General features: G+C 66.2%; 24 protein-coding genes and 1 tRNA gene. 19 read left to right on the top strand and 6 right to left on the bottom strand.

Annotation, left to right across the window (positions count from 1 at the left end; translation table 11 throughout):
* Positions 1–2: 2 nt before the first annotated feature.
* The 3 genes from D619_RS15285 to D619_RS0102040 are packed head-to-tail and all read right to left on the bottom strand — an operon-like array spanning position 3 to position 2,854.
* A complete protein-coding gene (locus D619_RS15285) occupies positions 3–731 on the bottom strand; it encodes a DUF448 domain-containing protein (protein WP_017666890.1) in 729 nt (242 codons plus the stop codon).
* Positions 718–2,268: a transcription termination factor NusA gene (nusA, locus tag D619_RS0102035; protein ID WP_017666891.1), complete on the bottom strand. Its 1,551-nt coding sequence runs from the start codon at positions 2,266–2,268 to the stop codon at positions 718–720. Before nusA ends, D619_RS15285 begins: the two co-directional genes overlap by 14 nt.
* A gap of 1 nt (position 2,269) precedes the next feature.
* On the bottom strand, positions 2,270–2,854 hold the full coding sequence (locus D619_RS0102040; protein ID WP_017666892.1) for a ribosome maturation factor: 585 nt from the start codon (positions 2,852–2,854) through the stop codon (positions 2,270–2,272).
* A 240-nt stretch (positions 2,855–3,094) separates the two neighbouring features.
* Between D619_RS0102040 and D619_RS0102045 the strand changes: the two genes are divergently transcribed.
* Complete coding sequence (locus D619_RS0102045; RefSeq protein WP_017666893.1) at positions 3,095–3,685, top strand: urate hydroxylase PuuD; 591 nt, start codon at positions 3,095–3,097, stop codon at positions 3,683–3,685.
* Positions 3,686–3,754: 69 nt separating this feature from the next.
* On the opposite strand, the gene D619_RS0102050 is transcribed toward D619_RS0102045, so the two are convergent.
* Positions 3,755–4,042 carry a hypothetical protein gene (locus D619_RS0102050; RefSeq protein ID WP_152417237.1) on the bottom strand — a complete coding sequence of 96 codons (288 nt, stop codon included), beginning with the start codon at positions 4,040–4,042 and terminating at the stop codon, positions 3,755–3,757.
* 239 nt (positions 4,043–4,281) lie between these two features.
* Here D619_RS0102050 and rplU point away from each other — a divergent pair, with 239 nt between their 5' ends.
* The 12 genes from rplU (at position 4,282) to D619_RS0102110 (ending at position 13,017) form a co-directional block, all read left to right on the top strand.
* Positions 4,282–4,569: a 50S ribosomal protein L21 gene (gene rplU, locus D619_RS0102055; protein ID WP_017666895.1), complete on the top strand. Its 288-nt coding sequence runs from the start codon at positions 4,282–4,284 to the stop codon at positions 4,567–4,569.
* Between the two features lie 15 nt (positions 4,570–4,584).
* The gene (gene rpmA / locus D619_RS0102060) at positions 4,585–4,860 is read left to right on the top strand and encodes a 50S ribosomal protein L27 (protein ID WP_017666896.1); all 276 of its coding nucleotides are present in this window, start codon (positions 4,585–4,587) and stop codon (positions 4,858–4,860) included.
* 75 nt (positions 4,861–4,935) lie between these two features.
* On the top strand, positions 4,936–5,970 hold the full coding sequence (gene obgE, locus D619_RS0102065; protein ID WP_017666897.1) for a GTPase ObgE: 1,035 nt from the start codon (positions 4,936–4,938) through the stop codon (positions 5,968–5,970).
* A gap of 121 nt (positions 5,971–6,091) precedes the next feature.
* Complete coding sequence (gene proB, locus D619_RS0102070) at positions 6,092–7,234, top strand: glutamate 5-kinase (protein WP_243442591.1); 1,143 nt, start codon at positions 6,092–6,094, stop codon at positions 7,232–7,234.
* Positions 7,231–8,466, top strand: coding sequence for a glutamate-5-semialdehyde dehydrogenase (locus D619_RS0102075; protein WP_017666899.1), 1,236 nt, complete (start codon positions 7,231–7,233; stop codon positions 8,464–8,466). The genes proB and D619_RS0102075 overlap by 4 nt, the downstream gene beginning before the upstream one ends.
* The gene (locus tag D619_RS15290; protein WP_017666900.1) at positions 8,466–9,071 is read left to right on the top strand and encodes a nicotinate-nucleotide adenylyltransferase; all 606 of its coding nucleotides are present in this window, start codon (positions 8,466–8,468) and stop codon (positions 9,069–9,071) included. Before D619_RS0102075 ends, D619_RS15290 begins: the two co-directional genes overlap by 1 nt.
* Positions 9,040–9,456 carry a ribosome silencing factor gene (gene rsfS, locus D619_RS0102085; protein WP_033372692.1) on the top strand — a complete coding sequence of 139 codons (417 nt, stop codon included), beginning with the start codon at positions 9,040–9,042 and terminating at the stop codon, positions 9,454–9,456. Before D619_RS15290 ends, rsfS begins: the two co-directional genes overlap by 32 nt.
* A gap of 3 nt (positions 9,457–9,459) precedes the next feature.
* Positions 9,460–9,885 (top strand): 23S rRNA (pseudouridine(1915)-N(3))-methyltransferase RlmH, encoded by a 426-nt coding sequence (locus D619_RS0102090; RefSeq protein ID WP_017666902.1) that lies wholly within the window; start codon positions 9,460–9,462, stop codon positions 9,883–9,885.
* Positions 9,886–9,984: 99 nt separating this feature from the next.
* On the top strand, positions 9,985–11,340 hold the full coding sequence (locus D619_RS0102095; RefSeq protein WP_026090610.1) for a S41 family peptidase: 1,356 nt from the start codon (positions 9,985–9,987) through the stop codon (positions 11,338–11,340).
* Between the two features lie 66 nt (positions 11,341–11,406).
* Positions 11,407–11,988 carry a YqaA family protein gene (locus D619_RS0102100; RefSeq protein ID WP_017666904.1) on the top strand — a complete coding sequence of 194 codons (582 nt, stop codon included), beginning with the start codon at positions 11,407–11,409 and terminating at the stop codon, positions 11,986–11,988.
* Positions 11,978–12,481 (top strand): disulfide bond formation protein B, encoded by a 504-nt coding sequence (locus D619_RS0102105; RefSeq protein ID WP_026090611.1) that lies wholly within the window; start codon positions 11,978–11,980, stop codon positions 12,479–12,481. The genes D619_RS0102100 and D619_RS0102105 overlap by 11 nt, the downstream gene beginning before the upstream one ends.
* Positions 12,481–13,017, top strand: coding sequence for a demethoxyubiquinone hydroxylase family protein (locus D619_RS0102110; RefSeq protein ID WP_017666906.1), 537 nt, complete (start codon positions 12,481–12,483; stop codon positions 13,015–13,017). Before D619_RS0102105 ends, D619_RS0102110 begins: the two co-directional genes overlap by 1 nt.
* 114 nt (positions 13,018–13,131) lie before the next feature.
* On the opposite strand, the gene hspQ is transcribed toward D619_RS0102110, so the two are convergent.
* Positions 13,132–13,494 (bottom strand): heat shock protein HspQ, encoded by a 363-nt coding sequence (gene hspQ / locus D619_RS0102115; RefSeq protein WP_152417273.1) that lies wholly within the window; start codon positions 13,492–13,494, stop codon positions 13,132–13,134.
* Between the two features lie 229 nt (positions 13,495–13,723).
* On the opposite strand from hspQ, the gene D619_RS0102120 reads away from it, so the two are divergent.
* The 6 genes from D619_RS0102120 (at position 13,724) to D619_RS17050 (ending at position 21,303) form a co-directional block, all read left to right on the top strand.
* Positions 13,724–13,813, top strand: a tRNA-Ser gene (locus D619_RS0102120).
* A 170-nt stretch (positions 13,814–13,983) separates the two neighbouring features.
* Positions 13,984–16,038: a TonB-dependent siderophore receptor gene (locus D619_RS0102125; RefSeq protein ID WP_152417238.1), complete on the top strand. Its 2,055-nt coding sequence runs from the start codon at positions 13,984–13,986 to the stop codon at positions 16,036–16,038.
* The gene (locus D619_RS0102130) at positions 16,038–16,751 is read left to right on the top strand and encodes an ABC transporter ATP-binding protein (RefSeq protein ID WP_017666909.1); all 714 of its coding nucleotides are present in this window, start codon (positions 16,038–16,040) and stop codon (positions 16,749–16,751) included. Before D619_RS0102125 ends, D619_RS0102130 begins: the two co-directional genes overlap by 1 nt.
* A complete protein-coding gene (locus tag D619_RS0102135) occupies positions 16,748–18,187 on the top strand; it encodes a DUF3526 domain-containing protein (RefSeq protein WP_017666910.1) in 1,440 nt (479 codons plus the stop codon). The genes D619_RS0102130 and D619_RS0102135 overlap by 4 nt, the downstream gene beginning before the upstream one ends.
* On the top strand, positions 18,184–19,434 hold the full coding sequence (locus D619_RS0102140; RefSeq protein WP_017666911.1) for a DUF3526 domain-containing protein: 1,251 nt from the start codon (positions 18,184–18,186) through the stop codon (positions 19,432–19,434). Before D619_RS0102135 ends, D619_RS0102140 begins: the two co-directional genes overlap by 4 nt.
* Before the next feature lie 228 nt (positions 19,435–19,662).
* Complete coding sequence (locus D619_RS17050) at positions 19,663–21,303, top strand: hypothetical protein (RefSeq protein WP_017666912.1); 1,641 nt, start codon at positions 19,663–19,665, stop codon at positions 21,301–21,303.
* Here D619_RS17050 and D619_RS0102150 read toward each other — a convergent pair whose 3' ends face one another.
* On the bottom strand, positions 21,304–21,903 hold the full coding sequence (locus D619_RS0102150; RefSeq protein ID WP_017666913.1) for an HNH endonuclease: 600 nt from the start codon (positions 21,901–21,903) through the stop codon (positions 21,304–21,306).
* Positions 21,904–21,912 lie beyond the last annotated feature (9 nt).

Here is a 21,912-nt window from a genome sequence, read left to right on the forward strand (position 1 = left end):
GCCTAATGCCTTTCGCGGGCGTCGAGGGCAACCTCTGTTGCACCTACCGCCGCTTCCTCTACCGATTTGTCGCCATGAAATCCCGCCAGCCGATCAAGATCGGCCAGCACGCGGGTGGCAGCGCCTTCATCCACCAGCGCCATATGCACCACATTCTCCCGCCCCAGCGCCGCCGACAGCGCATCGCGCGCCATTGGCACCCGGCGGTGCGGAATATCCTCGCCCAGGCTTGTCCCCACGGCACGGGCCATGCCGTCTATGCGGTCGCTGCCGTCGGGCCTGGCATCGGCGGCGTGCAGCACGGCAAAAACCTTGCCCTTGGCCAGCGCCTCGCGCACCCGGTCACCGCCGAGCAGCAGCGTGCCCGAGCGTTTTTCAAGGCCGAGCCGGTTCAGCAGGCGCTGGGCCAGGCTGGTCGCGATACGATCGGCCAGATCATCGGGCAGGGTGAAATTGTTGGCCTTGAACGCCCGTGCCAGCGCGCCGCGCAAGCGGCCTTTCGCCGCCACCGAATCAAACAGGGCGCGATCTGCCGTGATCCACGCGCCTCTGCCGGGCAGCCGTTCCGACCAGTCGGCCGCAACCTGGCCGTCCGGCCCCAGCGCCAGCCGGATCAGGCCAGTGCGCGGAGCAGACTCGCCCGACAGGATGCAGCGCCGCTCGGTTTCACCCTCCGCGCTGCCCTGGCGGTTGTCCGGAGATGCCGGAGTCAGGCGATCATTGGTTTCCATCCGCTGATGCGTCCTCCTCATCAGCGAACCAGTGCGCGCGGGCGGCCATGATGATGCGGTTGCCATCATCTTCCGAAAGTCCCGAATCCTTCAGGATCCCGCTGCGGCCAACCAATTCATCGGTAGCCAGATCACCCAGATCGTCGAGGGTCTTGATGCCCTTCTTGCCCAGCACGACCAGCATGGCCTCGGTCAGTCCGTCGATGGCCGCCAGATCGTCGCTGACACCCAGGCCGCGGCGCTCTTCGCGGGCGGTGGCTTCGCGGCGTTCCAGCGCTTCGACGGCGCGGCTCTGCAGTTCGGTGGCCAGATCATCGTCAAAGCCTTCGATGCTGGCGACTTCGGCCAGATCGACATAGGCCACTTCTTCCAGCTCGGAGAAGCCTTCGGCGACCAGCAACTGGGCCAGCGTCTCATCAACGTCCAGCTCGTTCTGGAACATTTCGGACTTCTCGACGAATTCCTTCTGCCGGCGCTCGCTTTCGTCGGCTTCGGTCATGATGTCGATCTGCTTGCCGGTCAGCGCACTGGCCAGGCGGACGTTCTGGCCGCGGCGGCCGATGGCGAGGGAAAGCTGATCGTCGGGCACCACCACGTCGATGCGGCCTTCTTCTTCATCGAGCACGACCTTGGACACTTCCGCCGGCTGCAGCGCGTTGACGACGAAGGTGGCAGTGTCAGGCGACCAGGGGATGATGTCGATCTTTTCGCCCTGCAGTTCCTGCACGACGGCCTGCACGCGGCTGCCCTTCATGCCGACGCAGGCGCCGACCGGATCGATCGAGCCGTCGCGGCTGATCACGCCGATCTTGGCGCGGCTGCCCGGATCGCGGGCCACGGCCATGATCTCGATGATGCCGTCATAGATTTCCGGCACTTCCTGGGCAAACAGCTTCTTCATGTAATCGCCGTGGGCGCGGGACAGGAAAATCTGGGGCCCGCGCGGTTCACGGCGGACCGAAAGGATCAGGCTGCGCACGCGATCGCCCGGCTTCAGCACTTCGCGCGGGATCTGCTGGTCGCGGCGGATGACGCCTTCGGCCTTGCCCAGATCGACGACCACATGGCCGAACTCGGCGCGCTTGACGACGCCGGTGATGATCTCGCCCTGGCGGTCCTTGAATTCCTCATACTGGCGCTCACGCTCGGCATCGCGCACCTTCTGCACGATCACCTGCTTGGCGCCTTGCGCCGCGATGCGGCCGAATTCCACCGGCGGCAACGGATCGACGACATAGCTGCCCAGTTCGGCAGCCTTGTCCTTCTTCAGCGCATCCTTCAGGCTGATCTGCTTGAAGAAATCTTCCGGTTCCTCGACCACTTCGAGCACGCGCCACAGGCGGGTTTCACCGGACTTGGGATCGATCTTGGCGCGAATGTCATTCTCGGCGCCATAGCGGGCACGGGCGGCGCGCTGGATGGCGTCTTCCATCGCCTCGATCACGATGCCGCGATCGATCGATTTCTCGCGGGCAACGGCATCGGCAATGGCCAGCAGTTCGGCGCGGTTGGCAGTGAGGGCAGTCGCAGTGGCCATCTCAATCCTCCGAAAATTCGGTGTCGGGGGTGTCATTGTCATTGTCGGCAGCAGCGCTGCTTTCGATGATCTCGTCGGCGCCGGTGGGATCCAGCGGTTTCGATTCGGCGATCAGCCGGTCGGTCAGCACCAGCTTGGCCTGTTTGATATTGGCCAGCGGCAGCCGCAATTCGGCGCCAACCTTGGTGGTGAGCAGCACGACATCGCCATCCAGCCCGGCAATGGTGCCGGTGGCGCGGGCGCGATCATCCACCTTGGGCTCCAGCGCCATCTTGGCTTCATGGCCCACCCAGCGCACCCAGTCGCCGGGGCGGGTCAGTGGCCGGTCGATGCCGGGGGAGGAGACTTCCAGATGATATTCGCTGCTGATCGGATCGGCTTCATCCAGCGGCTGATCGAGCGCGCGCGACAGCCGGGCGCACTGATCGATGGTGAGCTGGCCGGTGGCCGGATCTTCGGCCATCACCTGCAGGGTGAGGCTGCCGGGCTGGCCAGACAGCATGACGCGCACCAGATCCAGCCCCATCGCGGCCACCACGGGCGCAATGATGGCCGTCAGGCGGGCATCGAGATCAGTCTGGGCCAAGACGCGGCAACTCCGGCAGGAAAAGGACGGTTCCGACATGGCCAAGCGGTTCGAGCGCTGCGCAGCGGAGCCGCGCAGCCTGCAATCGATCAACCATGCAGGTATGGGTGGCGCTATACGCCGATGGCGGCCTTGCAGCAAGGAGAAATAGAGGCTGCGCGTCGACCAGCCGTCGGCCCTTAACAAGACCGGTTCACTCGCCTATAGGCAGTGCGTCATTCATTTTCGGGGCTGAACACCATGGCAAATATCCTTGGCAATCTCACGCAGGCGCTGATCATCGGCGTCGTCGCGCTGCTCGCCGTGATCGGCGGCTATCACATGTCCTATGTCGGCGGTGATCTCTATGCCTTCGGCAACGGCTTCCTGCGCTTCCTGCACACCTGGGCCGGCATTTTGTGGATCGGCCTGCTCTATTATTTCAACTTCGTGCAGATCCCGACCATGCCGAGCGTGCCGGCCGAACTGAAGCCGGGCGTGAGCAAATATATCGCCCCCAAGGCGCTGCTGTTCTTCCGCCACGCCGCCCTGCTGACGGTGATCGTCGGCCTGGCGATTGCGGCCCACAATCGTTACCTCGTTGAAGCGCTCACTTTCCAGTCGCCCTACATCGTCATCGGCACCGGCATGTGGCTGGGCCTGATCATGGCGGCGTTCGTGTGGTTCGTGATCTGGCCGAACCAGAAGGTGGCGCTGGGCCTGGTGGACGGCACTGCCGAACAGAAGGCCGCTGCGGCCAAGACGGCGATGATGTTCAGCCGCACCAACTTCATCCTGTCGTTCCCGATGCTCTATTGCATGATCACCCAGGGCAACGGCCTGACGCTGTAATCCGGCGGCACTCCAGCAAGAGGGGCCGGTCCGCCATCGCGGGCCGGCCCTTTTTGTGTTGGCGAAGGGTCAGGCCTTGCGCGGTTCGGCCTGCAGGCCGGTCACCGGTGCGCAATCGGGAAATTCGGCATAGCTGGCCCGGCGGCCATTGCGGCTGATCCACACCCGCAGCGAGGCGAAATCCGGGCAGGGGCGATAGCGCCAGCGGAATTCCCAGCCATCGGCCCATTGCCGGCCTTCCCGGGCGGCAAAGGCTGCGCGCGGATTGCCCGACTGGCGATGATACTGCAGCGCCAGCCGATCGGCGAGCGCGGCCGCCGTCTGCGCATCGATGGCCGGATCATAGAGGCTGAGCATGGCGCCTCCGCCCGCCACGAAGGCAGCTAAGATGAGCAGGAGGCGGCGGCGCGTCACTGCCTGCTCTTGTGCACGAACATGGGTCACGACAAAAGGGGTGCCGGCCCAGTATCCCCAACTGCATCAGCAGCGTTGACAAGATTTGGGCCATCCTCTAGTGCCGCGCCTTCGTTCGGGGCCGGGATCACCTGATTCTGGCGCCGCGGCATATTTGAAACTCTTATTTCAAGGCTCCAACCATGTTCGCAGTGGTGCGCACCGGCGGCAAGCAATACCGGGTCGCAGACGGTGACAAGATCATCGTCGAAAAGATCGAAGGGGAAGCCGGCACTGCCGTGACCCTGGAAACCCTGATGACCGGCGAAGGCGCCGCGCTCACCATGGGTGGCACCGTGCAGGCCGAAATCGTCGCCCAGACCAAGGGTGACAAGGTGATCATCTTCAAGAAGAAGCGTCGCCACAATTATCGCCGCCGCAATGGCCACCGTCAGCAGCTGACGGTGCTCAAGATCACCGCAGTCGCGTAAGAGGAGCGCCCCACCATGGCTCACAAGAAAGCAGGCGGCTCGTCCCGGAACGGCCGTGATTCGGAAAGCAAGCGCCTTGGCGTGAAGCGTTTTGGCGGCCAGGCCGTCAATGCCGGCACCATCATCATCCGCCAGCGTGGCACCCCCACGCATGCCGGCCGCAACGTCGGTGTTGGCAAGGATCACACGCTCTATGCGCTGGCCACCGGCACCGTGGAATTCCACACCGGCAAGCTCGGCCGCAAATATGTGTCGGTCAACCCGGTGGCGGAACCGCTCGCGGCTGAATAAGCCCGGCTCTTTCCGCTTGATTTGAAAAAAGGGGAGCTGGGCAACCGGCTCCCCTTTTGCTTTTGAAGGCCCCCCATGCATTTTCTCGACCAGGCCAAGATTTTCGTTGCCTCCGGTGCCGGGGGTGATGGGGCCGTGTCGTTCCGGCGCGAGAAGTTCGTGGAATATGGCGGCCCCGATGGCGGCGACGGCGGCAAGGGCGGGGACATCATCTTCGAATGTGTCGACGGCCTCAACACGCTGATCGATTTTCGCTACACCCAGCATTTCAAGGCCAGGCGCGGTGCCCATGGCATGGGCCGCAATCGCACCGGCCCGGGTGGTGATGACCTGCTGATCAAGGTGCCGGTGGGCACGCAGATCCTGGCCGATGATGACGAACGCACGCTGATCGTCGACATGACCCGCGTCGGCCAGCGCGCCATCCTGTTGAAGGGCGGCGACGGCGGCAAGGGCAATGATCATTACAAGACCAGCACCAACCGCGCCCCGCGCCAGTTCCAGGCCGGCTTTCCTGGCAGGGAGATGTGGATCTGGCTGCGGCTGAAGCTGCTGGCCGATGTCGGCCTGGTCGGGCAGCCCAATGCCGGCAAGTCCAGTCTGATCAACGCCATTTCCAACACCAAGGCCAAGGTCGGCAATTATGCCTTCACGACGCTGAAGCCGCAGCTGGGCGTTGTCGCCCACAAGGGCCAGGAACTGGTGATGGCCGATATTCCCGGCCTGATCGCCGGCGCCGCCGACGGCGTGGGCATCGGCGATCGCTTCCTTGGCCATATCGAGCGTTGCCGGGTGTTGCTGCATCTGGTCGATGCCAGCCAGCCCGGCCCGGTGGATCAATGGCGCGTGGTGCGCGAGGAGCTGGCGGCCTATGGCGGCGGGCTCGACGCCAAGCCGGAAATCCTCGCCCTGTCCAAGGTCGATCTGGTCACGCCGCAGGCGCTGGCCGCCAAGAAGCGCGCGCTGGAACAGGCGAGCGGTGCCCATGTCTACACGATCAGCGCCGCCACCAGGCAAGGCGTCGAACCGGTGCTCGACAAGTTGATGGAAATGGCCGGCCGCGCGCAGGCGATGAAGCTGGCGCAGGAAAAGACGTGGTCACCGCTTTAAGCCTCGCAGCCATCATCTGTCATGCTGGCGAAGGCCGGCATCCACGGCTGTTCCGTGGGCGCCCGCTGTCGCAGCTGGCGCCGCGATGGATGCCGGCCTTCGCCAGCATGATCTGGTTGGCATGATGACTGCGGTTTCCTTCCCCGCCGCTGTCTTCGATCCCGCCACCTGCCCGCGGCTGGTGGTGAAGATCGGATCGTCGCTGCTGGTGGACGGCGCGGGCAGCGTGCGGACCGACTGGCTGGCTGGCGTGGTCGCCGACATCGCCGAGCGCCGCCAACAGGGCCAGCAGGTGGTCATCGTCTCGTCTGGCGCCATTGCGCTTGGCGCGCGCCGGCTGGGCCTCGAAAAGGGCGGCCGCGCCAGCCTGGAAGACGCGCAGGCCGCCGCCGCCGTGGGCCAGGTGGCACTGGCCGGGGTGTGGGAGAGACTGTTGGCCGCCCGGGGCCTGACGGCGGCGCAGGTGCTGCTGACGCTGGGCGACCTGGAAGACCGGCGCCGCTATCTGAACGTGGCGGCGACCATCGCCCGCCTGGCTGATCTGGGCGCGGTGCCGGTGCTGAACGAGAATGACACGGTGGCCACCACCGAGATCCGCTTTGGCGACAATGACCGGCTGGCGGCGCGCGCGGCGCAGGCGGCGGGCGCCAGCGGGGTGATCCTGCTGTCCGACGTCGATGGCCTCTACACTGCCAATCCGGCCACCGATCCCACTGCGCAACGCCTGTCAGTCGTCAAGGCGCTCACCCCCGACATCATGGCGATGGCCACCGGCGAAACGCGATCGGGCATGGGCTCGGGCGGCATGGCGGCAAAGCTGCTGGCGGCGCGCATGGCAGGCGCAGCGGGCATCTCGCTCGCCATTTGCGATGGCCGCGTCGATCGCCCGCTCACCCATTTTGCAGCGGCCGGCGGAGGCACATTGTTCCTGCCGCCGCGTGCCGCCAAGGGCCGCAAGGCCTGGCTGGCTGGGCGCATCACCGTGGCCGGCACGCTGGTGGTGGATGCCGGCGCAGCAGCAGCCCTGAAGCGCGGTGCCTCGTTGCTGGCGGCGGGCGTGCGACGGGTTGACGGCAAGTTCCGGCGCGGTGACGTGGTGGCCATCATGGGCCCGGCCGGCGAACTGCTTGGTCGCGGCCTGGCCGGCTATGACGCCGATGATGCCCGCGCCATCCTTGGCCTGCGCAACGAAGCCCAAGGCGCCATCCTGGGCTATGCACCGCGCGCTGCTCTCGTCCACGCCGATCATCTGGTGATGCTATGATCAACGATATGGCCCGTTCTGCCCGGGCTGCCCTGCCGGCGCTGGCCGCTGCCCCCACCGCGCAGAAGGCGCAGGCGGTTCGTGCCGCAGCTGCGGCCATCCGCGCCCGCCGCGATGAGCTGCTGGCGGCCAATGCGGCCGATGTGCTCGCCGCCGCCGGCCTGTCGGCCGCGCTGGTGGACCGGTTGGCACTGGATCCCGGCCGTATCGAGGGCATCGCCGCCGGGCTCGACACCGTCGCCGGGCTGGCCGATCCGGTGGGCCAGGTGATTGCGCGCTGGTCGCAGCCCAATGGCCTGCAGTTCGAGCGCGTCCGCGTGCCGCTGGGCGTGATCGGCATCATCTATGAAAGCCGGCCGGGCGTCACCGCGGATGCGGCGGCCCTGTGCCTGATGGCGGGCAACGCCTGCCTGCTGCGCGGTGGTTCGGAGGCGGCGCGGTCCAACGCCTTACTGCTCGATTGCATGGCGCACGGGTTGCGCGAGGCGGGCCTGCCGGCAGCGGCGGTGCAGATGGTGCCGGCTGGGGACCGGGCGCTGGTGGGCGAAATGCTCGGCGCGCATGGCCTGATCGATGTGATAATCCCGCGCGGCGGCAAGGGGCTGGTGGCGCGGGTTCAGCAGGAGGCGCGCGTGCCGGTGCTGGCGCACCTTGATGGCATCAATCATGTCTATGTCGATGCCAGCGCCGATGCCGACAAGGCGGTGGCCATCGTGATCAATTCGAAGTTGCGGCGCACGGCGGTGTGCGGATCGATGGAGACGCTGCTGATCGATGCGGCAGCGCCAGAAAGCCTGAAGCATCTGCTGGTCACCGCCCTGCTGGAGGGGCCCTGCGAAGTGCGCGGCGATGCAGCGGTGCAGACGCTCGATGCCCGCGTGAAGCCGGCTGCGGCCGAGGACTGGGACACCGAATATCTCGACGCCATCGCCAGCGTTGCCGAGGTGGCCGGCGTCGATGGCGCCATCGCCCATATCGCCGCCCATGGCAGCCAGCACACCGATTCGATCGTGACCGAAGATCAGGCCGTGGCCGAGCGCTTCCTGGCCCGGGTCGATTCGGCGATCGTGCTGCACAATGCTTCCACCCAATATGCCGATGGCGGCGAATTCGGCTTCGGCGCCGAAATCGGCATCGCCACGGGCCGCCTGCACGCGCGCGGCCCGGTAGCGCTGGAGGGCTTGACCATCTTCAAGACCATCGTGCGTGGGTCGGGCCAGGTTCGGCCCTGATGGCCCGTATCGGCCTGCTGGGCGGCAGCTTCAATCCGGCGCACGGTGCGCATCGGCATATCAGCCTGGTGGCGTTGCAGCAATTGCAGCTCGACGCCGTCTGGTGGCTGGTTTCGCCGCTCAACCCGTTGAAATCGCAGGATGGAATGGCGCCGCTGGCCATGCGGGTGGCACGCGCGAAGGCGGTCGCCCGCCACCCGCGCATCAAGGTCACCGCGCTGGAAGAACAGCTTGGCACGCGCTTTGCCGTCGACACGGTGGCGGCCTTGCAGCGTCGGTTTCCACAGCACCAGTTCGTCTGGCTGGCCGGCAGTGACATCGTGGCCGAACTGCACCGCTGGCGGCGCTGGCGGCATTTCCTGCGTGCCGTACCGCTCGCCGTCGTGCCGCGCCCCGGCGTTTCGCTGCTTGGCGCCCCGGCGCTCAGCTGGTCCGGCTGGTCGCCCGCAGCGCCTTCACGCTGGACGCAGGCCGTGCTGCCGGCGATAATCAGCTTGCACTCCCGTTTGCGGCCGGAATCGGCTACAGAGATCCGCAGCGCCGATCCCGGCTGGGCCACAGATGCCCGATTTGATGAAAAGGCACGTTCGTTTGACCAAGACTGACCGCGTGGACGAACTCCACGCCATGATCATGAAGAGCCTGGATGATGATCAGGCCGTGGATCCCGTTTCCATCCCGCTCGCCGGCAAGACCAGCATCGCCGATTTCATGGTGATCGCCAGCGGCCGCAGCGGCCGCCAGGTTGCATCGATGGCGATGAAGATCGCCGACAAGATGAAGAGCGATTTCCGCCGCAGCGCCCGCGTGCAGGGCCTGCCGGCCGCCGATTGGGTGCTGATCGATTGCGGTGATATCATTGTCCATCTGTTCCGGCCCGATGTGCGCGCCTTCTACAATCTGGAGAAGATGTGGGGGTTGGATGACGCGCCGAACCCGTCGCCGGCCTTTGCCCCCGTCACCGGTCCCGCGGTTGCGACTCCGCGCTGAGCGGTGAAGCTGCACATCATCGCGCGCGGCCGCATTGGCCAATCACCGGAAGCCGAGCTGGTGGAACGTTATGCCACCCGCCTGCGCGGCCGGCTGGTGGTGACCGAGATTGGCGACACGTCGCCGTGGCCGCTGTTCGGCATTCATCTCGGCCCTGGCCGCACCGTCGCGCTGGACGAACGTGGCCGCGATCTGCCGTCCACCGATCTGGCAGCACAGCTTGCCCGCTGGCGCGATGATGGCGTGCGGGAAGTGCGTTTCCTGATCGGCGCCGCCGACGGCCATGATGCCGCCACCCGCGACAAGGCTGATCTGCTGCTGGGCTTTGGCCATGCCACCTGGCCGCACATGCTGGTGCGCGCCATGCTGGCCGAACAGCTGTATCGCGCCAATTCCATCCTGGATGGCCACCCCTATCATCGGGAGTGAAAGGCCGTTCACTGGTTTGAAAGGCCGCAGGGAGTAGCAAGCTTTCCCACATCTGCTATCCTCTGCCCTTATTTGCCGTGAGTCTGCTGCCCGATGAGCCTGAAACAGAGCTGGAAGATCGCCCTGCCGCTGGCCGCCCTGGTGCTGGTGCCGGGCTATGCCGCCGTGCAGGCCGCTGCCGAAACCGATACCTACAAGGAACTCGACGCGCTGATGGACGTGTTCGAGCGGGTGCGCGTGACATATGTGGACAAGGTTGACGACAAGACGCTGATCCGCGGCGCCATCAATGGCATGCTGGCCAGCCTCGATCCGCACTCCGGCTATCTGGATGGCCGCGACTATGCCAATCTGAAACAGACGACCGACGGCGAATATAGCGGCCTCGGCCTCACGGTCACATCGGAAGATGGCGCGGTGAAGGTGGTCACCCCCACCGATGGCACGCCCGCTGCCAAGGCCGGCATCAAGGCCGGCGATTATGTCACCCACCTGGATGACGAGCTGATCTATGGCGGCACGCTCAACGAAGCGGTCGACAAGATGCGCGGCCCCGCCGGCACCACGATCAAGCTCACCGTCGTGCGCCAGGGTGAACCCAAGCCGCTGGAATTCAAGCTTACCCGCGAAGTGGTGGTGATCAAGCCGGTGCGCTGGGAGACCCGTGGCAATATCGGCCTGATCCGCATTTCCACCTTCAACAGCAAGACCGGCGAAGCCACGCGTGAAGCGGTGGAAGGCGTCAAGGCCAAGCTCGGCGCCGGGGTGGTCGGCTATGTCATCGATCTGCGTTCCAATCCGGGTGGCCTGCTCGATGAAGCCATCAAGGTGTCGGACGTGTTCCTCGATGCCGGCGAAGTCGTGTCCGAACGCCGCCGCGCCAAGAATGATGTTGATCGCTATTTCGCCAAGGCCGGCGACGTGACCGACGGCAAGCCGGTGGTGGTGCTGGTTGATGAAGGAACGGCCTCGGCCGCCGAAATCGTAGCCGGTGCGTTGCAGGATCATCGCCGCGCCATCGTGCTGGGTCAGCGCAGCTTCGGCAAGGGCAGCGTGCAGACCGTCTATCCGCTCTCGGCCGAAACCGCCCTGCGGCTGACAACGGCGCGATATTTCACCCCGTCGGGCCGCAGCGTGCAGGAAAACGGCATCGAACCCGATATCCAGGTGCCGCAGCTTTCCGATCCGCGCGTGGCGGATCGCAAGCCGCTGCGCGAGGCCGATCTGAAGAAGCATCTGATCAACGAGATCAAGGATTCCACCGCCAAGCTGGTCGAGCAGGACAGCGTGGCCGATCCGCGTTTCCTCGCCAAGGCCGAGGATCTGAAAGCCAAGGGCGTGCTGGATTATCAGCAGGATTATGCCATCCGGCTCTTGAATCGCCTGGCGCCGCCCGCGCCGCCGGCGGTTCAGGTGGCGGCCGGGGCTGCTGCTGCGCGCACCGCCTCGCGGTGATTGCACCTGTCACACACGCCGGCTAAGCCCTGAAGCATCGTTCATCCGCGAAGGATTTCGCCGCCCGTGCTGCGCCGCCTGTATGACTGGACTCTCGCCAAGGCCGCTGGCCCCGGTGCGGAACGCTGGCTGATGGGCATCAGCTTTGCGGACAGCAGCTTCTTCCCGGTGCCGCCCGATGTCATGCAGATCCCGATGTCGATCGCGCGGCCGGAACGCTCGCTGCGCTATGCCGCGGTTTCCACGGTGGCTTCGGTGGCCGGCGCTCTGCTCGGCTATCTGATCGGCGCCGTGCTCTATCAGACGATCGGCGTGCCGCTGCTCAGTCTTTATGGCTATGAAGACAAGTTCGTGGCCTTTGCCGCCGACATCAAGGCCAATGGCTTCCTGTGGATGCTGGCCTTTGCTTTCCTGCCCATCCCCTACAAGGTGGCGACCATCGCGGCGGGTTCGGTGTCGCTGTCGATCCCGGTGCTGATCGCGGCCTCCATCCTGGGGCGCGGCGGGCGCTTTTTCCTGGTGGCTTTGGTACTGCGGCGCTTCGGCGCGCAGGCGCAGGAGCTCATTGATCGCTATTTCAACGCGCTGGCGGTGACGGCTACGGCCCTGTTTGTCGGCGGTTTCGTGGTGGTGAAATATGCCTTCTAAGGCGCCGGTGCTGGTGCTGGCGGGCAGCCTGGCGCTGCTGGCCGGCGCCTTCGGCTTTGAACATGTTGGCGGGCTGGTCCCGTGTGAAATGTGCTGGTGGCAGCGCTGGGCGCTGATGGCGACAGCCTTCTTTGCCGCCGACGCGCTGGCGCTGGGCATGGTGGCGCGCCGCCAGCCTGCGATGGGCGCGGCCGTGGCAGCCACGGCCTGGGTGGCCATCCTCGGCCTCGCCAGCAACGCCGGCATCGCCTTGTATCACGCCGGGGTGGAACAGAAATGGTGGCAGGGCCTCACCCGCTGTACGGCGCCACCGGTGGCCGGTGATGCCCGTGCGATGATGGCCGACATACTGGCGCAGCCGCTGGTGCGGTGCGACGCCATACCATGGCAGATGTTCGGAATTTCCATGGCAGGATGGAATTTCGTCATCTCGTTCCTGTTGGTTGGAGCTGCCACATGGCTGATGCTGAAACCCCCCAAGACCTTCCGCTGATGTCCCGTCGTCGCCTGCCTGGCGATCGCCACCACGACACGCGCGCCATGATCCGCGTTGATCAGGCTGGCGAAACCGGCGCAGCGCGCATCTATGCCGGGCAACTGGCGGTGATGGGTGGCCGCCACAAGATGGCCGGCGAAATCCGCCACATGGCAGCGCAGGAGCAGCGGCATCTTGATGGCATGAACGCGATTCTGGCCCGTCGCGATGTGCGGCCCACGCTGTTCGGCCCGTTCTGGCACGTTGCGGGCTTTGCGCTGGGGGCGGGCACTGCGCTGCTCGGCCCCAAGGCGGCGATGGCCTGCACCGAAGCGGTCGAAACCGTGATCGACGAACATTATGGCGAGCAGACGGAAGCGCTGAGCGATGGCAGCGATCCGGAACTGAAAGCGATGATCGATGATTATCGCGCCGACGAGGTGGAGCACCGCGAGGCCGCGGCTGTCCACACTGGCGGCAGCGCCTTTCCGGTGATGGAGGCCATCATCCGCGCCGGCTGCCGCACCGCGATCGCCGTCGCCAAGCGAATCTAGTCTCCACTCCCACAGGACTGATCCGCTCATGCCGAGCTTGTCGAGGCACGCACCACGCTCGGTCGGTGCCTCGACAAGCTCGGCATGAGCGGCGCCATTCTGATAGAATCGAGTCTAGTTCCGGATCTGGTTGCGCAACTGATAGCGGCCACCAACCCGGCCGGAAAACATCTGCGTCACGCCCGGATGGCCAATCCCGTCGCCATCGCCATCAGGCAGCAGATTCTGCTGGCTGACATAGGCGACGTACGCCGATTCCTCATTCTCGGCGAACAGATGATAAAAGGGCTGGTTCTTGTGCGGCCGGATCGATTCCGGGATGGACAGCCACCATTCCTCGGTATTGTTGAACACCGGATCGACATCGAAGATCACGCCGCGAAACGGGAACACCCGGTGCCGCACGACGTCGCCTATGGTGAAGGTTGCCGGGGTCGGCGCTTCACCCTGGGCATCGGGAGCGGGGCGGGCAATCATCGGTTTCCACTCGGGCGGCATGGCTGTGATCGGCTTTTCCTTGCAGTCATGATGACGGCTTGGCGTCATTCTTTTGCAATATAGGTGTTCGCGCGCCGGCGTGAAGGGGGCGATGTCGCGCCGCCCCGTGCAAATTGCCGCAAAGCCGGGCTTGGCAGGCCACGCCCCCTCCGCTATAGGCCGCCCCTCGACCCGGATACCGGCTTGTCCCGTGTCCGGCGCACTTCGCGGAGAGGTGCCGGAGTGGTCGATCGGGACGGTCTCGAAAACCGTTGTGCCTTTACGGGTACCGTGGGTTCGAATCCCACCCTCTCCGCCACTTTCCGCCGGATACCCCCGCCGAAAGCGCACAAACTCCCGCTTGCACTCGTCATGATATTCTGTATCAGACACGGCGCAATTCAGCGTGCCGCCGGGCGCGGTGCAAGGGGATTCAAAACGATGCGAAGCCTGCTGCTTGTTCTGCTGACGTCCGCCGCCATGCCTGTGATGGCCGCCGAAGCTGATACCGAAATCACCGTCACGGCGGCTCGTCAGCCCTATCGCGGGGACTTTACGGTGCAGGAAACCCCGGCGGCGATCACGACGATCGACCAGACCTGGCTGAACAACAACAATATCCTGCGCCTCACCGATGCGCTTGATCTCAATGCCTCGATCGCGCGGCAGAATAATTTTGGCGGGCTGTGGGATGCCTTTGCCGTGCGCGGTTTTGCCGGGGATGAAAATCTGCCGTCTGGCTATCTCGTCAACGGTTACAACAACGGGCGCGGCTTTGGCGGCGTGCGCGATGTTTCGGGCATCGAGAAGATCGAGGTGCTGAAAGGCCCGCAGGCGGCGCTCTATGGCCGCGGCGAGCCGGGCGGGGTGATCAACATCGTCACCAAGAAGGCCGATTTCGATACGCGGGGCACGATCGGGGTTCAGGCCGGCAGCTGGGATCGGCAGCGGCTGGATGGAGACTTCAATCTGGCGCTGGGCGACGTGGCGGCGGTGCGCCTGATCGGCTTTTACGAGGATGCCGGCAGCTTCCGCGGCACGCGTTCCGAGCGTTGGGGCTTCACGCCATCGGTGCTGGTCAAGCTGGGTGAGAAGACAGCGCTGACCTATGAGCTGGAGTTGACGCGCGCCGAAGCGCAGTTTGATCGCGGGGTGGTCGCCATCAATGGCCAACTGGGCGCGATGGACCGCCGCACGTTCCTGGGTGAACCCGGCGATGGCCCGCTGGATGCCGACGTGACCGGCCACCAGCTGCAGTTGAGCCACGAATTCAACAGCAACTGGTCGATCCTGATCGGCGGCCAGCACCGCGATACCCGCCTCACCGGCTTTTCCACCGAGGCCGAACTGGCCGGCAGCCGGCAGCGGTTGGGCCGCGATGGCCGTTCGCTGTCGCGCCAGCGCCGGTTCCGCGATTATGATGCCGAACATCAGGTGCTGCGCGGCGAAGTGCAGGGCCGTTTTGAAACCGGCGGCCTGAAGCACCGCATCCTGTTCGGCGCCGATTACGACAATTTCGAGAACAGCCAGTTGTTCCTGCGTGCCCGCCCGGCCGTGATCGGGGCGACAACCACGGCGCAGCAATCGAACGACATCGACATTTTCAATCCGGTCTATGGCCGTTTCCCGCTGCCCACGCCCGGCCCGCAGACCAACCGTCTCGACACCCAGGAAGCGTTCGGCCTGTATGTGCAGGATCAGATCGATCTGGGCGGCGGCGTGCAGGTGCGGCTGGGTGGGCGTTATGATGACATTCGCCTGACCACGCTCAACCGCGCCAACGGTGTGGCCAGCGCCCGCGATTTCAGCCGCTTCTCACCGCAGGCCGGCATTGTTTACGAGGCCAGCAAGTTGCTGTCGCTCTATGCCGCTTATGGCGAAGGTTTCCGCGCCAATATCGGTGCCGATGTGGCGGGCCGCATCTTCGATCCGGAAACCAGCCGTTCGGCCGAAGTGGGCGCCAAGCTCAATCTGCTCGATGGCAAGCTGACCGGCACCGTCGCGATTTTCAATCTGACGAAGGACAATGTGCTGGCCGCCGATCCGGCCAACCCCGGTTTCTCGGTGCCGATCGGCCGGGCGCGCAGCCGCGGGCTTGAGGTGGATCTGAACGGCAAGCTGCCCGGCGATATTGATCTGCTGCTCAGCTATGCCTTTGTCGACGCCACCGCGCGCGCCGCCGTGCTTGATCCCAATTTCAGCCTGAACATCCGCGTCGGCGATCGGCTGATCAACATCCCCCGCCACCAGTTCAACGTGCAGGCGGCCAAGGGCTTCCAGCTGACCGATGATCTGAAGCTGACGCTGGGCGGCGGCGTGCAGCACACCGGCGGGCGGCTGGGGGAGACCGCGACCATGTTCTTCCTGCCGGCCTACACGCTGGCCCGACTGTTCGTCCGCGCCGACATCACGGAGCGGATCGAGCTGTTCGCTGAAGTCAGCAATCTGTTCAACGCCACCTATTACACCAACAGCTTTGCCCAGCTGTGGGTGCAGCCCGGCCAGCCGCGCGCGGCGACCGCCTCTGTGCGGTACAAGTTCTGATGACCGCGACGCTGGCCATCGACGGCCTGGTAGTGGAGCGGGGCGGCCGCCGCATCGTCGATGGCCTGACGCTGACGCTGGCGCCCGGGGAGGTCTATGCGCTGCTCGGCGGCAATGGCGCCGGCAAGTCCACCACATTGTTTGCCACCCTGGGCCTGCTGCCACGCAGTGGTGGCAACATCCAGGTGGCTGGCCAGGACCCTGCTGTTGCACCGGATGACGTGCGCGCTGCCACCGCCTATCTGCCGGAAAACGTCGCGCTCTACCCGGCGTTCACCGCGCGGGAGAATGTCGGCTATTTCCTGGAGCTGGCCGGCAGCCCGCGTGACCGAGCCGAGACCGAACAGGCCTTTGCCGCAGTGAAGCTCGACGCCGGCGCGTGGGACCGGCCGGTGAGCGGCTTTTCCAAGGGCATGCGCCAGAAAACCGCCATTGCCCTAGCGCTGCTCCGGCGCACGCCATTGCTGTTGCTGGATGAACCCACCTCGGGCCTTGATCCGGCGGCCACGCGCGATTTCCATGCGCTGGTGGGCGCGGTGGCGGCGCGGGGCGTTGCGGTGCTGATGGTCACGCATGATCTGTTTGGTGCTGCGGACGTGGCGGGGCGCATTGGCCTGTTGGCCGGGGGACGGCTGGCGCAGGAATGGACGGCGGCAGACAGTGCACCGCGCTTTGATCTCAACGCGCTGCACGATGGGTTTGTCGCGGCATGAGGCGGGTGCGCGCCATATCGGCGGCACAGCTGCGGCTGTTGCTGCGTTCGCGCCTTGCTGTTGTGGCGCTGGTGTTGCTGGCCATGCTGTCGGGCATTGCTGCCATCACGGGTGCCACGCAGGCCAGCCGCATGGCGGCGGATCGCGAAACGGCGCAGACGGCAGCCAACACCGAATTTGCCAATCAGCCCGATCGCCACCCGCATCGCATGGTGCATTATGGCACCTATGCGCTGCGCCCGCTTGGTGCGCTGGCGGCGTTCGATCCCGGGGTTGATGCCTTTGCCGGGTCGTTGATCTATCTGGAAGGCCATCGCCAGAATGCCACCACGCTGGGCGCGGCGCGCGAATCCTCAGGGCTTATCCGCTTTGGCCAGCTCACCCCGGCCTTTGTGCTTCGCGTGCTGGTGCCGCTGTTGCTGGTGTTTGTCGGCTTCGCCATGATCGTTGCCGAACGGCAGGCCGGGCTGTTCACGCTGCAGCTGACCCACGGCGCGAACGCGGGTGAACTGATTGCCGGCAAGGCGCTGGCACTGGCCGCGGTCGCCGGCGTGGCCGCGCTGCCGGCGTTGGCGGCGCTGGCCTGGGCGGCAGCGCAATCGCCTGCCGAAGCCGGCATCGCGGCGCTGATGGCGGTGGCGGCGCTGCTGTGGCTGGGCCTGTGGGTGCTGGGCATCACGCTGGTTTCGGCCCGCGCCCGTTCGGCGCAATCGGCGCTGATGGCGCTGGTGCTGGCCTGGGCGGTGCTGGTGGTGCTGGTGCCGCGCGCGGCGGCCGGCGTCGCGGCGTTGGCGCATCCGTTGCCCACCAAGGCGGAGACCGACCTGATTATCCATCAGGAACTGCGCGCGCTGGGCGACAGCCACAACCCCAATGATCCGCATTTCGCCGCCTTCAAGGCCGGGCTGCTCAAAAAATATGGCGTCTCCCGCGTCGAGGATCTGCCGTTCAACTATCGCGGCGCCCTGTCGGCCGAAGGCGAGCGGCTGACCAGCCAGCTGTTCGCCCGCCACGCCGCCGACACGGCCGCCGTGCAGATGCAGCAGCATCGCCTGCTGGCGCTGGTGGGCGTGATCAGCCCGGCGATCGGCTTTGCCCAGGCCAGCATGGCCGGCGCGGCCACCGATCTGGCCAGCCATCTTGCTTTCCTCGATGCCGCCGAAGCGCATCGCTATCGCTTGATCCAGTCGCTGAATGGCCTGCACACATACCAGGTGCGCGGCGCCGACGATGCGGCCCGCAACAAGGATCCGATTGCCGAGCGTCAGAGCCGTATTTCGGCGCGCTTCTGGGCGGATCAGAAGCCGTTCCATCATGATGGGCCAACGATGGCCGATCGGATGGCCGGGATGCTGCCGGGGCTGGCGGCCATGCTGCTGTGGGCCGGGCTGCTGTCGTGGCAGCTGGTCCGCACTGGCCGGCAGGAACAGCCATGATCGCAGGCCTGCTGCGCGAATGGCGGCTGCTGGCCGGTCCGGCCCGGCTGGGGCTGATCGTGCTGGCGGCGCTGGCCAGCGTCGCTGTCGCGCTCGGCCTTGCCGATGTTGCGGCCACCCGCGCCGATATTGCCCGGGTGGTGGCGCTGGAGGCCCGCGAAACCCAAAGCATCGCCGCCTTTGCCAAGGGGGATGCCGGCGAGTTCGGCTATTATCGCAATTATCCGGTGTGGCGTGCCCCCGGCGATCTGGCGTTTCTGGCGCCCACGCGCGGCGATGCGGTGCCGGCGGTGATGCGCATTCGTATTCTGGCGCTGGAAGGCCAGATCAATGACAACGAGGCCGCCAATCCCGAACTGCTGCTGGCCGGCCGCTTCGATTTCGCCTTCGTCACCCTCTATCTGGCGCCGCTGCTGCTGATCGCGCTGCTGCACGACCTGTGGTCCGGCGAGCGCGAGGCGGGTCGGCTGGCGGCGCTCGACAGCCTGCCGCGCGCCCGGCAGCGGCTGTGGAGCCCGCGGGCCGTGCTGCGCGCCGGTGGGGTGGCGCTGGCGCTGTTGGTGCCGCTGGCCGTGGGTGGATTGGTCGAGGGCACGGCGCCGCTGCGTCTGGGCGCGGCGGCGGCGCTGGTGCTGGCCAGCCTGGGCTTCTGGATGATCGTCACGCTGGTTGTCGCACGGGTGCAGGCGGCGTCGGCGACCCAGGCCGCCGTGCTGGCCGGGCTGTGGTTCGCCATCACGCTGGTGGTGCCGGCCGCTGCCCATCTGGCCATCAATGCTGCCGTGCCGCTGCCCAATGCCGCCGCCATCGCGCGCGAAAACCGCGAGGAGGTCCACGCCGGCTGGGACCGACCCAAGGCCGACACCATGGCGCGCTTCGTGGCGCTTTATCCGGCCTATCGTGCCCAGGCTGCCACTGGCACCGCTTTTGAATGGAAATGGTATTTCGCTTTCCAGCAACTGGGAGACGCCGCCGTGGCCGCCGACAGCGCTGCGCGCGATGCCGGCATTGCCTACCGGGAGGCCTGGGCGCAGCGGCTCGGCTGGTTGCTGCCGCCGGTAAAGGTGGCGCAGGCCATGCAGACGCTTGCCGGCAGCGATGTCGGGGCTGATCTGCGGTTCAAGGCGCGCACCCGTGGCTTTCACCGTGCCGTGCGAGAATATCACTATCCCTTCCTCTTCGGCGGCCGTCCCATGACCGATGCCGCTGTGGCAGGCGCGCCGACTTTCTCGACTGCGGTGATGTGACGAGCGGTTGAATCGCCGCACCCGGCCGCGTTGCCCTGCGTCCGTGCTCTGGGCTGATCATGCCTGATGCGACCCCCTGTGTGCGGGCCGAATGAGCGTTGCCACCCGGTGAAACCGGCGTGAGCGGAGCGAGAAATCCGTGCTTGATCCAAGAGGCATCAAGGGTTTAGCTGGGCGGCGGGGGTGCTGTGGATGCCGTCATCCGGGGGGAATATCTATCGTCTGCGATTGGTCGGGCCGTTTCGGCTGAGCGGGCCTGATGGCGCGCGCATCGAAGTCAGCAGCCGCAAGGGCCGGGCGCTGATCGCCATGCTGGCGATGGCGCCGGATGGCGAGCGCACCCGTGGCTGGCTGCAGGACCGGCTGTGGGGCAGCCGGCCGGCCGTGCAGGCCCAGGCCAGTCTGCGCCGCGAACTGGCCAATCTGCGTCTGACGGTGAATGGCGGCAGCGCCGCGCCACTGCTGCAGGCCGATTATCAGCGGGCGTGGATCGATCTGGCCCGGCTGGATGTGGACGCGCGGCATGGCGGTGGCCCCGGCGAGTTTCTGGAGGGCATGGATCTGTCCGGGGAAGACGGGTTCGAGGATTGGCTGCGCGAACAGCGCCAGGCACTGGAACCGACGGGCCGGCCAGTGCCACCGGCACCGGGCCAGCCGTCGGCCGTGGCCCGGGTGATTGGCGCCGCCTCGCCGCAGCAGCCGGTGCAGCCGTCGATCGCCGTGCTGCCAATTGCCGATCTGTCACCGTCGGGCGATCTGCGGTCCGTCGCTGATGGCGTTGCCGAAGAAGTGTCGGGCGCCTTGTCCCGCTGTTCGACCCTGTCCGTCGTGGGGGCCGGTTCCGGCGAGGGTCCGCCGCTCGCCGGCAACCGACTGGCGCTGAGCCACCAGCTGGGCGTGCGCTACCTGGTGGAAGGCAGTGTGCGCGCTGACGGCGACAAGCTGCGGGTGAGCCTGCGGTTGCTCGACGGGCCGGGCAATCGGCAATTGCTGACGCAGAGTTTTGAAGGGCCGATCAGCGATGTGTTCGGCCTGCAGGATCATATCGCCGTCACCATCGCGCCGTTGATCGATTCACGGGTGGAGATCAACGAACGGCAGCGGGCGCTGGCCGCGCCGCTGGTGCCCGACGATCGCTATCAACTGTTCTGGCGGGCCAACGCGCTGTTCCGGCAGTGGCAGCGCGAACCCGTGCTGGAAGCGGCCGAACTGACAGCGCAATTGCTGGCGCTGGAGCCGACCAATGCCTGGGCCGCAGCGCTGGCGGCCTTCTGCCACGCGATGATTGCCGGTTCCGGCTGGTCCGCCGATCCGGCGTCGCACCGGGCGGCAGCGCAACGCTATTATGATGTGGCACTGCGCCATGGCGGCGATGATCCGTTCGTGCTGGGCTATGCCGCCGGCGTGCAGCTGCGCCTGGGCGGCGACCTGGCGGCGGCAGACCGGATGATCAATCGGGCGCTGGAGCTGCAGCCGACAGCGGCTTCGGTGCTGTTCTGGGGCGGCTGGGTCGATATTGCCAACGGCCAGGCGGCGCGCGGACTGGAACGTTTCCAGCTGGCGCTGCGCCTCAATCCGCGCTCGGCGGTGCGGCCTTACAATTATACCGGCATGGCGCTGTGCCTGCTTGGCCTCGACAGGGCCGCCGAAGCCCTGCCGCTGCTGGACGAAGCGGCCCAGCATATCCCGACTTATCCGCCCACGCTGGGCGCATTGTGCCTGGCGCAGGCGCTGTCGGGCGACGCCGCCGCCGCTGCGGCCACGGCGGCCCGCCTGGCCGAAATGGGCGGCGTGGAAGGCGCGCTGTCAACAATCGGCGATCCGCGCGCGCAGGCGCTCATCCGAGGGCTGCTACCCAAGGCGGGCTAATCAAGCCAGCAGTTCCACATCCCAATAGAGATAATCGCGCCAGGTTTCGTGGCAGTAATGCGGCGGGAAGGCGCGGCCGTGGGCCTGGAGTTCGTGGGTGGTCGGCTGGGTGGGACGTGACAGCAGGTGCATATGGGCTTCGGCCGGGGTGCGGCCGCCCTTTTTCAGGTTGCACGGCGCGCAGGCCGTGGTGACATTCTCCCACGTCGTGCGGCCGCCATAGGCGCGCGGGATGACATGATCGAAGGTAAGTTCGCCGCCGGGCACGCTGCAATATTGGCAGGTGAAGCGATCGCGCAGGAACAGGTTGAAACGCGTGAAGGCCGGGTGGCTGGCTGGCCGCACATATTGCCTGAGCGCGATCACCGACGGCAATTTCATCCGGCAGGACGGCGAGGCAATCTCGCGGTCATACTCGGCGATGATGTCCACCCGTTCCAGAAAGGCGGCCTTGATCGCCGTCTGCCACGGCCAAAGCGACAGGGGATAGTATGACAGCGGGGTGTAATCGGCGTTCAATACCAGCGCCGGGCAGGCCTCGGGCGAAACCAGCGCCCGTTCGGTGACGAACTTCTGTTCCAGCAATTCTGCCGTCAGCATTGGGCCCTC

The sequence above is a fragment of the Sandarakinorhabdus sp. AAP62 genome (assembly GCF_000331225.1).
Classification (GTDB): domain Bacteria; phylum Pseudomonadota; class Alphaproteobacteria; order Sphingomonadales; family Sphingomonadaceae; genus Sandarakinorhabdus.

Excerpts from the sequence above, each read along its gene's own strand:
- D619_RS0102075 (WP_017666899.1), top strand. The coding sequence starts at position 7,231 with ATGATCAACGATATGGCCCGTTCTGCCCGGGCTGCCCTGCCGGCGCTG.
- D619_RS0102125 (WP_152417238.1), top strand. The coding sequence starts at position 13,984 with ATGGCCGCCGAAGCTGATACCGAAATCACCGTCACGGCGGCTCGTCAG.
- D619_RS0102110 (WP_017666906.1), top strand. The coding sequence starts at position 12,481 with ATGTCCCGTCGTCGCCTGCCTGGCGATCGCCACCACGACACGCGCGCC.
- proB (WP_243442591.1), top strand. The coding sequence starts at position 6,092 with ATGATGACTGCGGTTTCCTTCCCCGCCGCTGTCTTCGATCCCGCCACC.
- rpmA (WP_017666896.1), top strand. The coding sequence starts at position 4,585 with ATGGCTCACAAGAAAGCAGGCGGCTCGTCCCGGAACGGCCGTGATTCG.
- D619_RS15285 (WP_017666890.1), bottom strand. The coding sequence starts at position 731 with ATGGAAACCAATGATCGCCTGACTCCGGCATCTCCGGACAACCGCCAG.
- nusA (WP_017666891.1), bottom strand. The coding sequence starts at position 2,268 with ATGGCCACTGCGACTGCCCTCACTGCCAACCGCGCCGAACTGCTGGCC.
- rsfS (WP_033372692.1), top strand. The coding sequence starts at position 9,040 with ATGAAAAGGCACGTTCGTTTGACCAAGACTGACCGCGTGGACGAACTC.
- D619_RS0102130 (WP_017666909.1), top strand. The coding sequence starts at position 16,038 with ATGACCGCGACGCTGGCCATCGACGGCCTGGTAGTGGAGCGGGGCGGC.
- D619_RS15290 (WP_017666900.1), top strand. The coding sequence starts at position 8,466 with ATGGCCCGTATCGGCCTGCTGGGCGGCAGCTTCAATCCGGCGCACGGT.
- D619_RS0102150 (WP_017666913.1), bottom strand. The coding sequence starts at position 21,903 with ATGCTGACGGCAGAATTGCTGGAACAGAAGTTCGTCACCGAACGGGCG.
- D619_RS0102045 (WP_017666893.1), top strand. The coding sequence starts at position 3,095 with ATGGCAAATATCCTTGGCAATCTCACGCAGGCGCTGATCATCGGCGTC.
- rplU (WP_017666895.1), top strand. The coding sequence starts at position 4,282 with ATGTTCGCAGTGGTGCGCACCGGCGGCAAGCAATACCGGGTCGCAGAC.
- D619_RS0102105 (WP_026090611.1), top strand. The coding sequence starts at position 11,978 with ATGCCTTCTAAGGCGCCGGTGCTGGTGCTGGCGGGCAGCCTGGCGCTG.
- D619_RS0102050 (WP_152417237.1), bottom strand. The coding sequence starts at position 4,042 with ATGCTCAGCCTCTATGATCCGGCCATCGATGCGCAGACGGCGGCCGCG.
- hspQ (WP_152417273.1), bottom strand. The coding sequence starts at position 13,494 with ATGATTGCCCGCCCCGCTCCCGATGCCCAGGGTGAAGCGCCGACCCCG.
- D619_RS0102135 (WP_017666910.1), top strand. The coding sequence starts at position 16,748 with ATGAGGCGGGTGCGCGCCATATCGGCGGCACAGCTGCGGCTGTTGCTG.
- obgE (WP_017666897.1), top strand. The coding sequence starts at position 4,936 with ATGCATTTTCTCGACCAGGCCAAGATTTTCGTTGCCTCCGGTGCCGGG.
- D619_RS0102140 (WP_017666911.1), top strand. The coding sequence starts at position 18,184 with ATGATCGCAGGCCTGCTGCGCGAATGGCGGCTGCTGGCCGGTCCGGCC.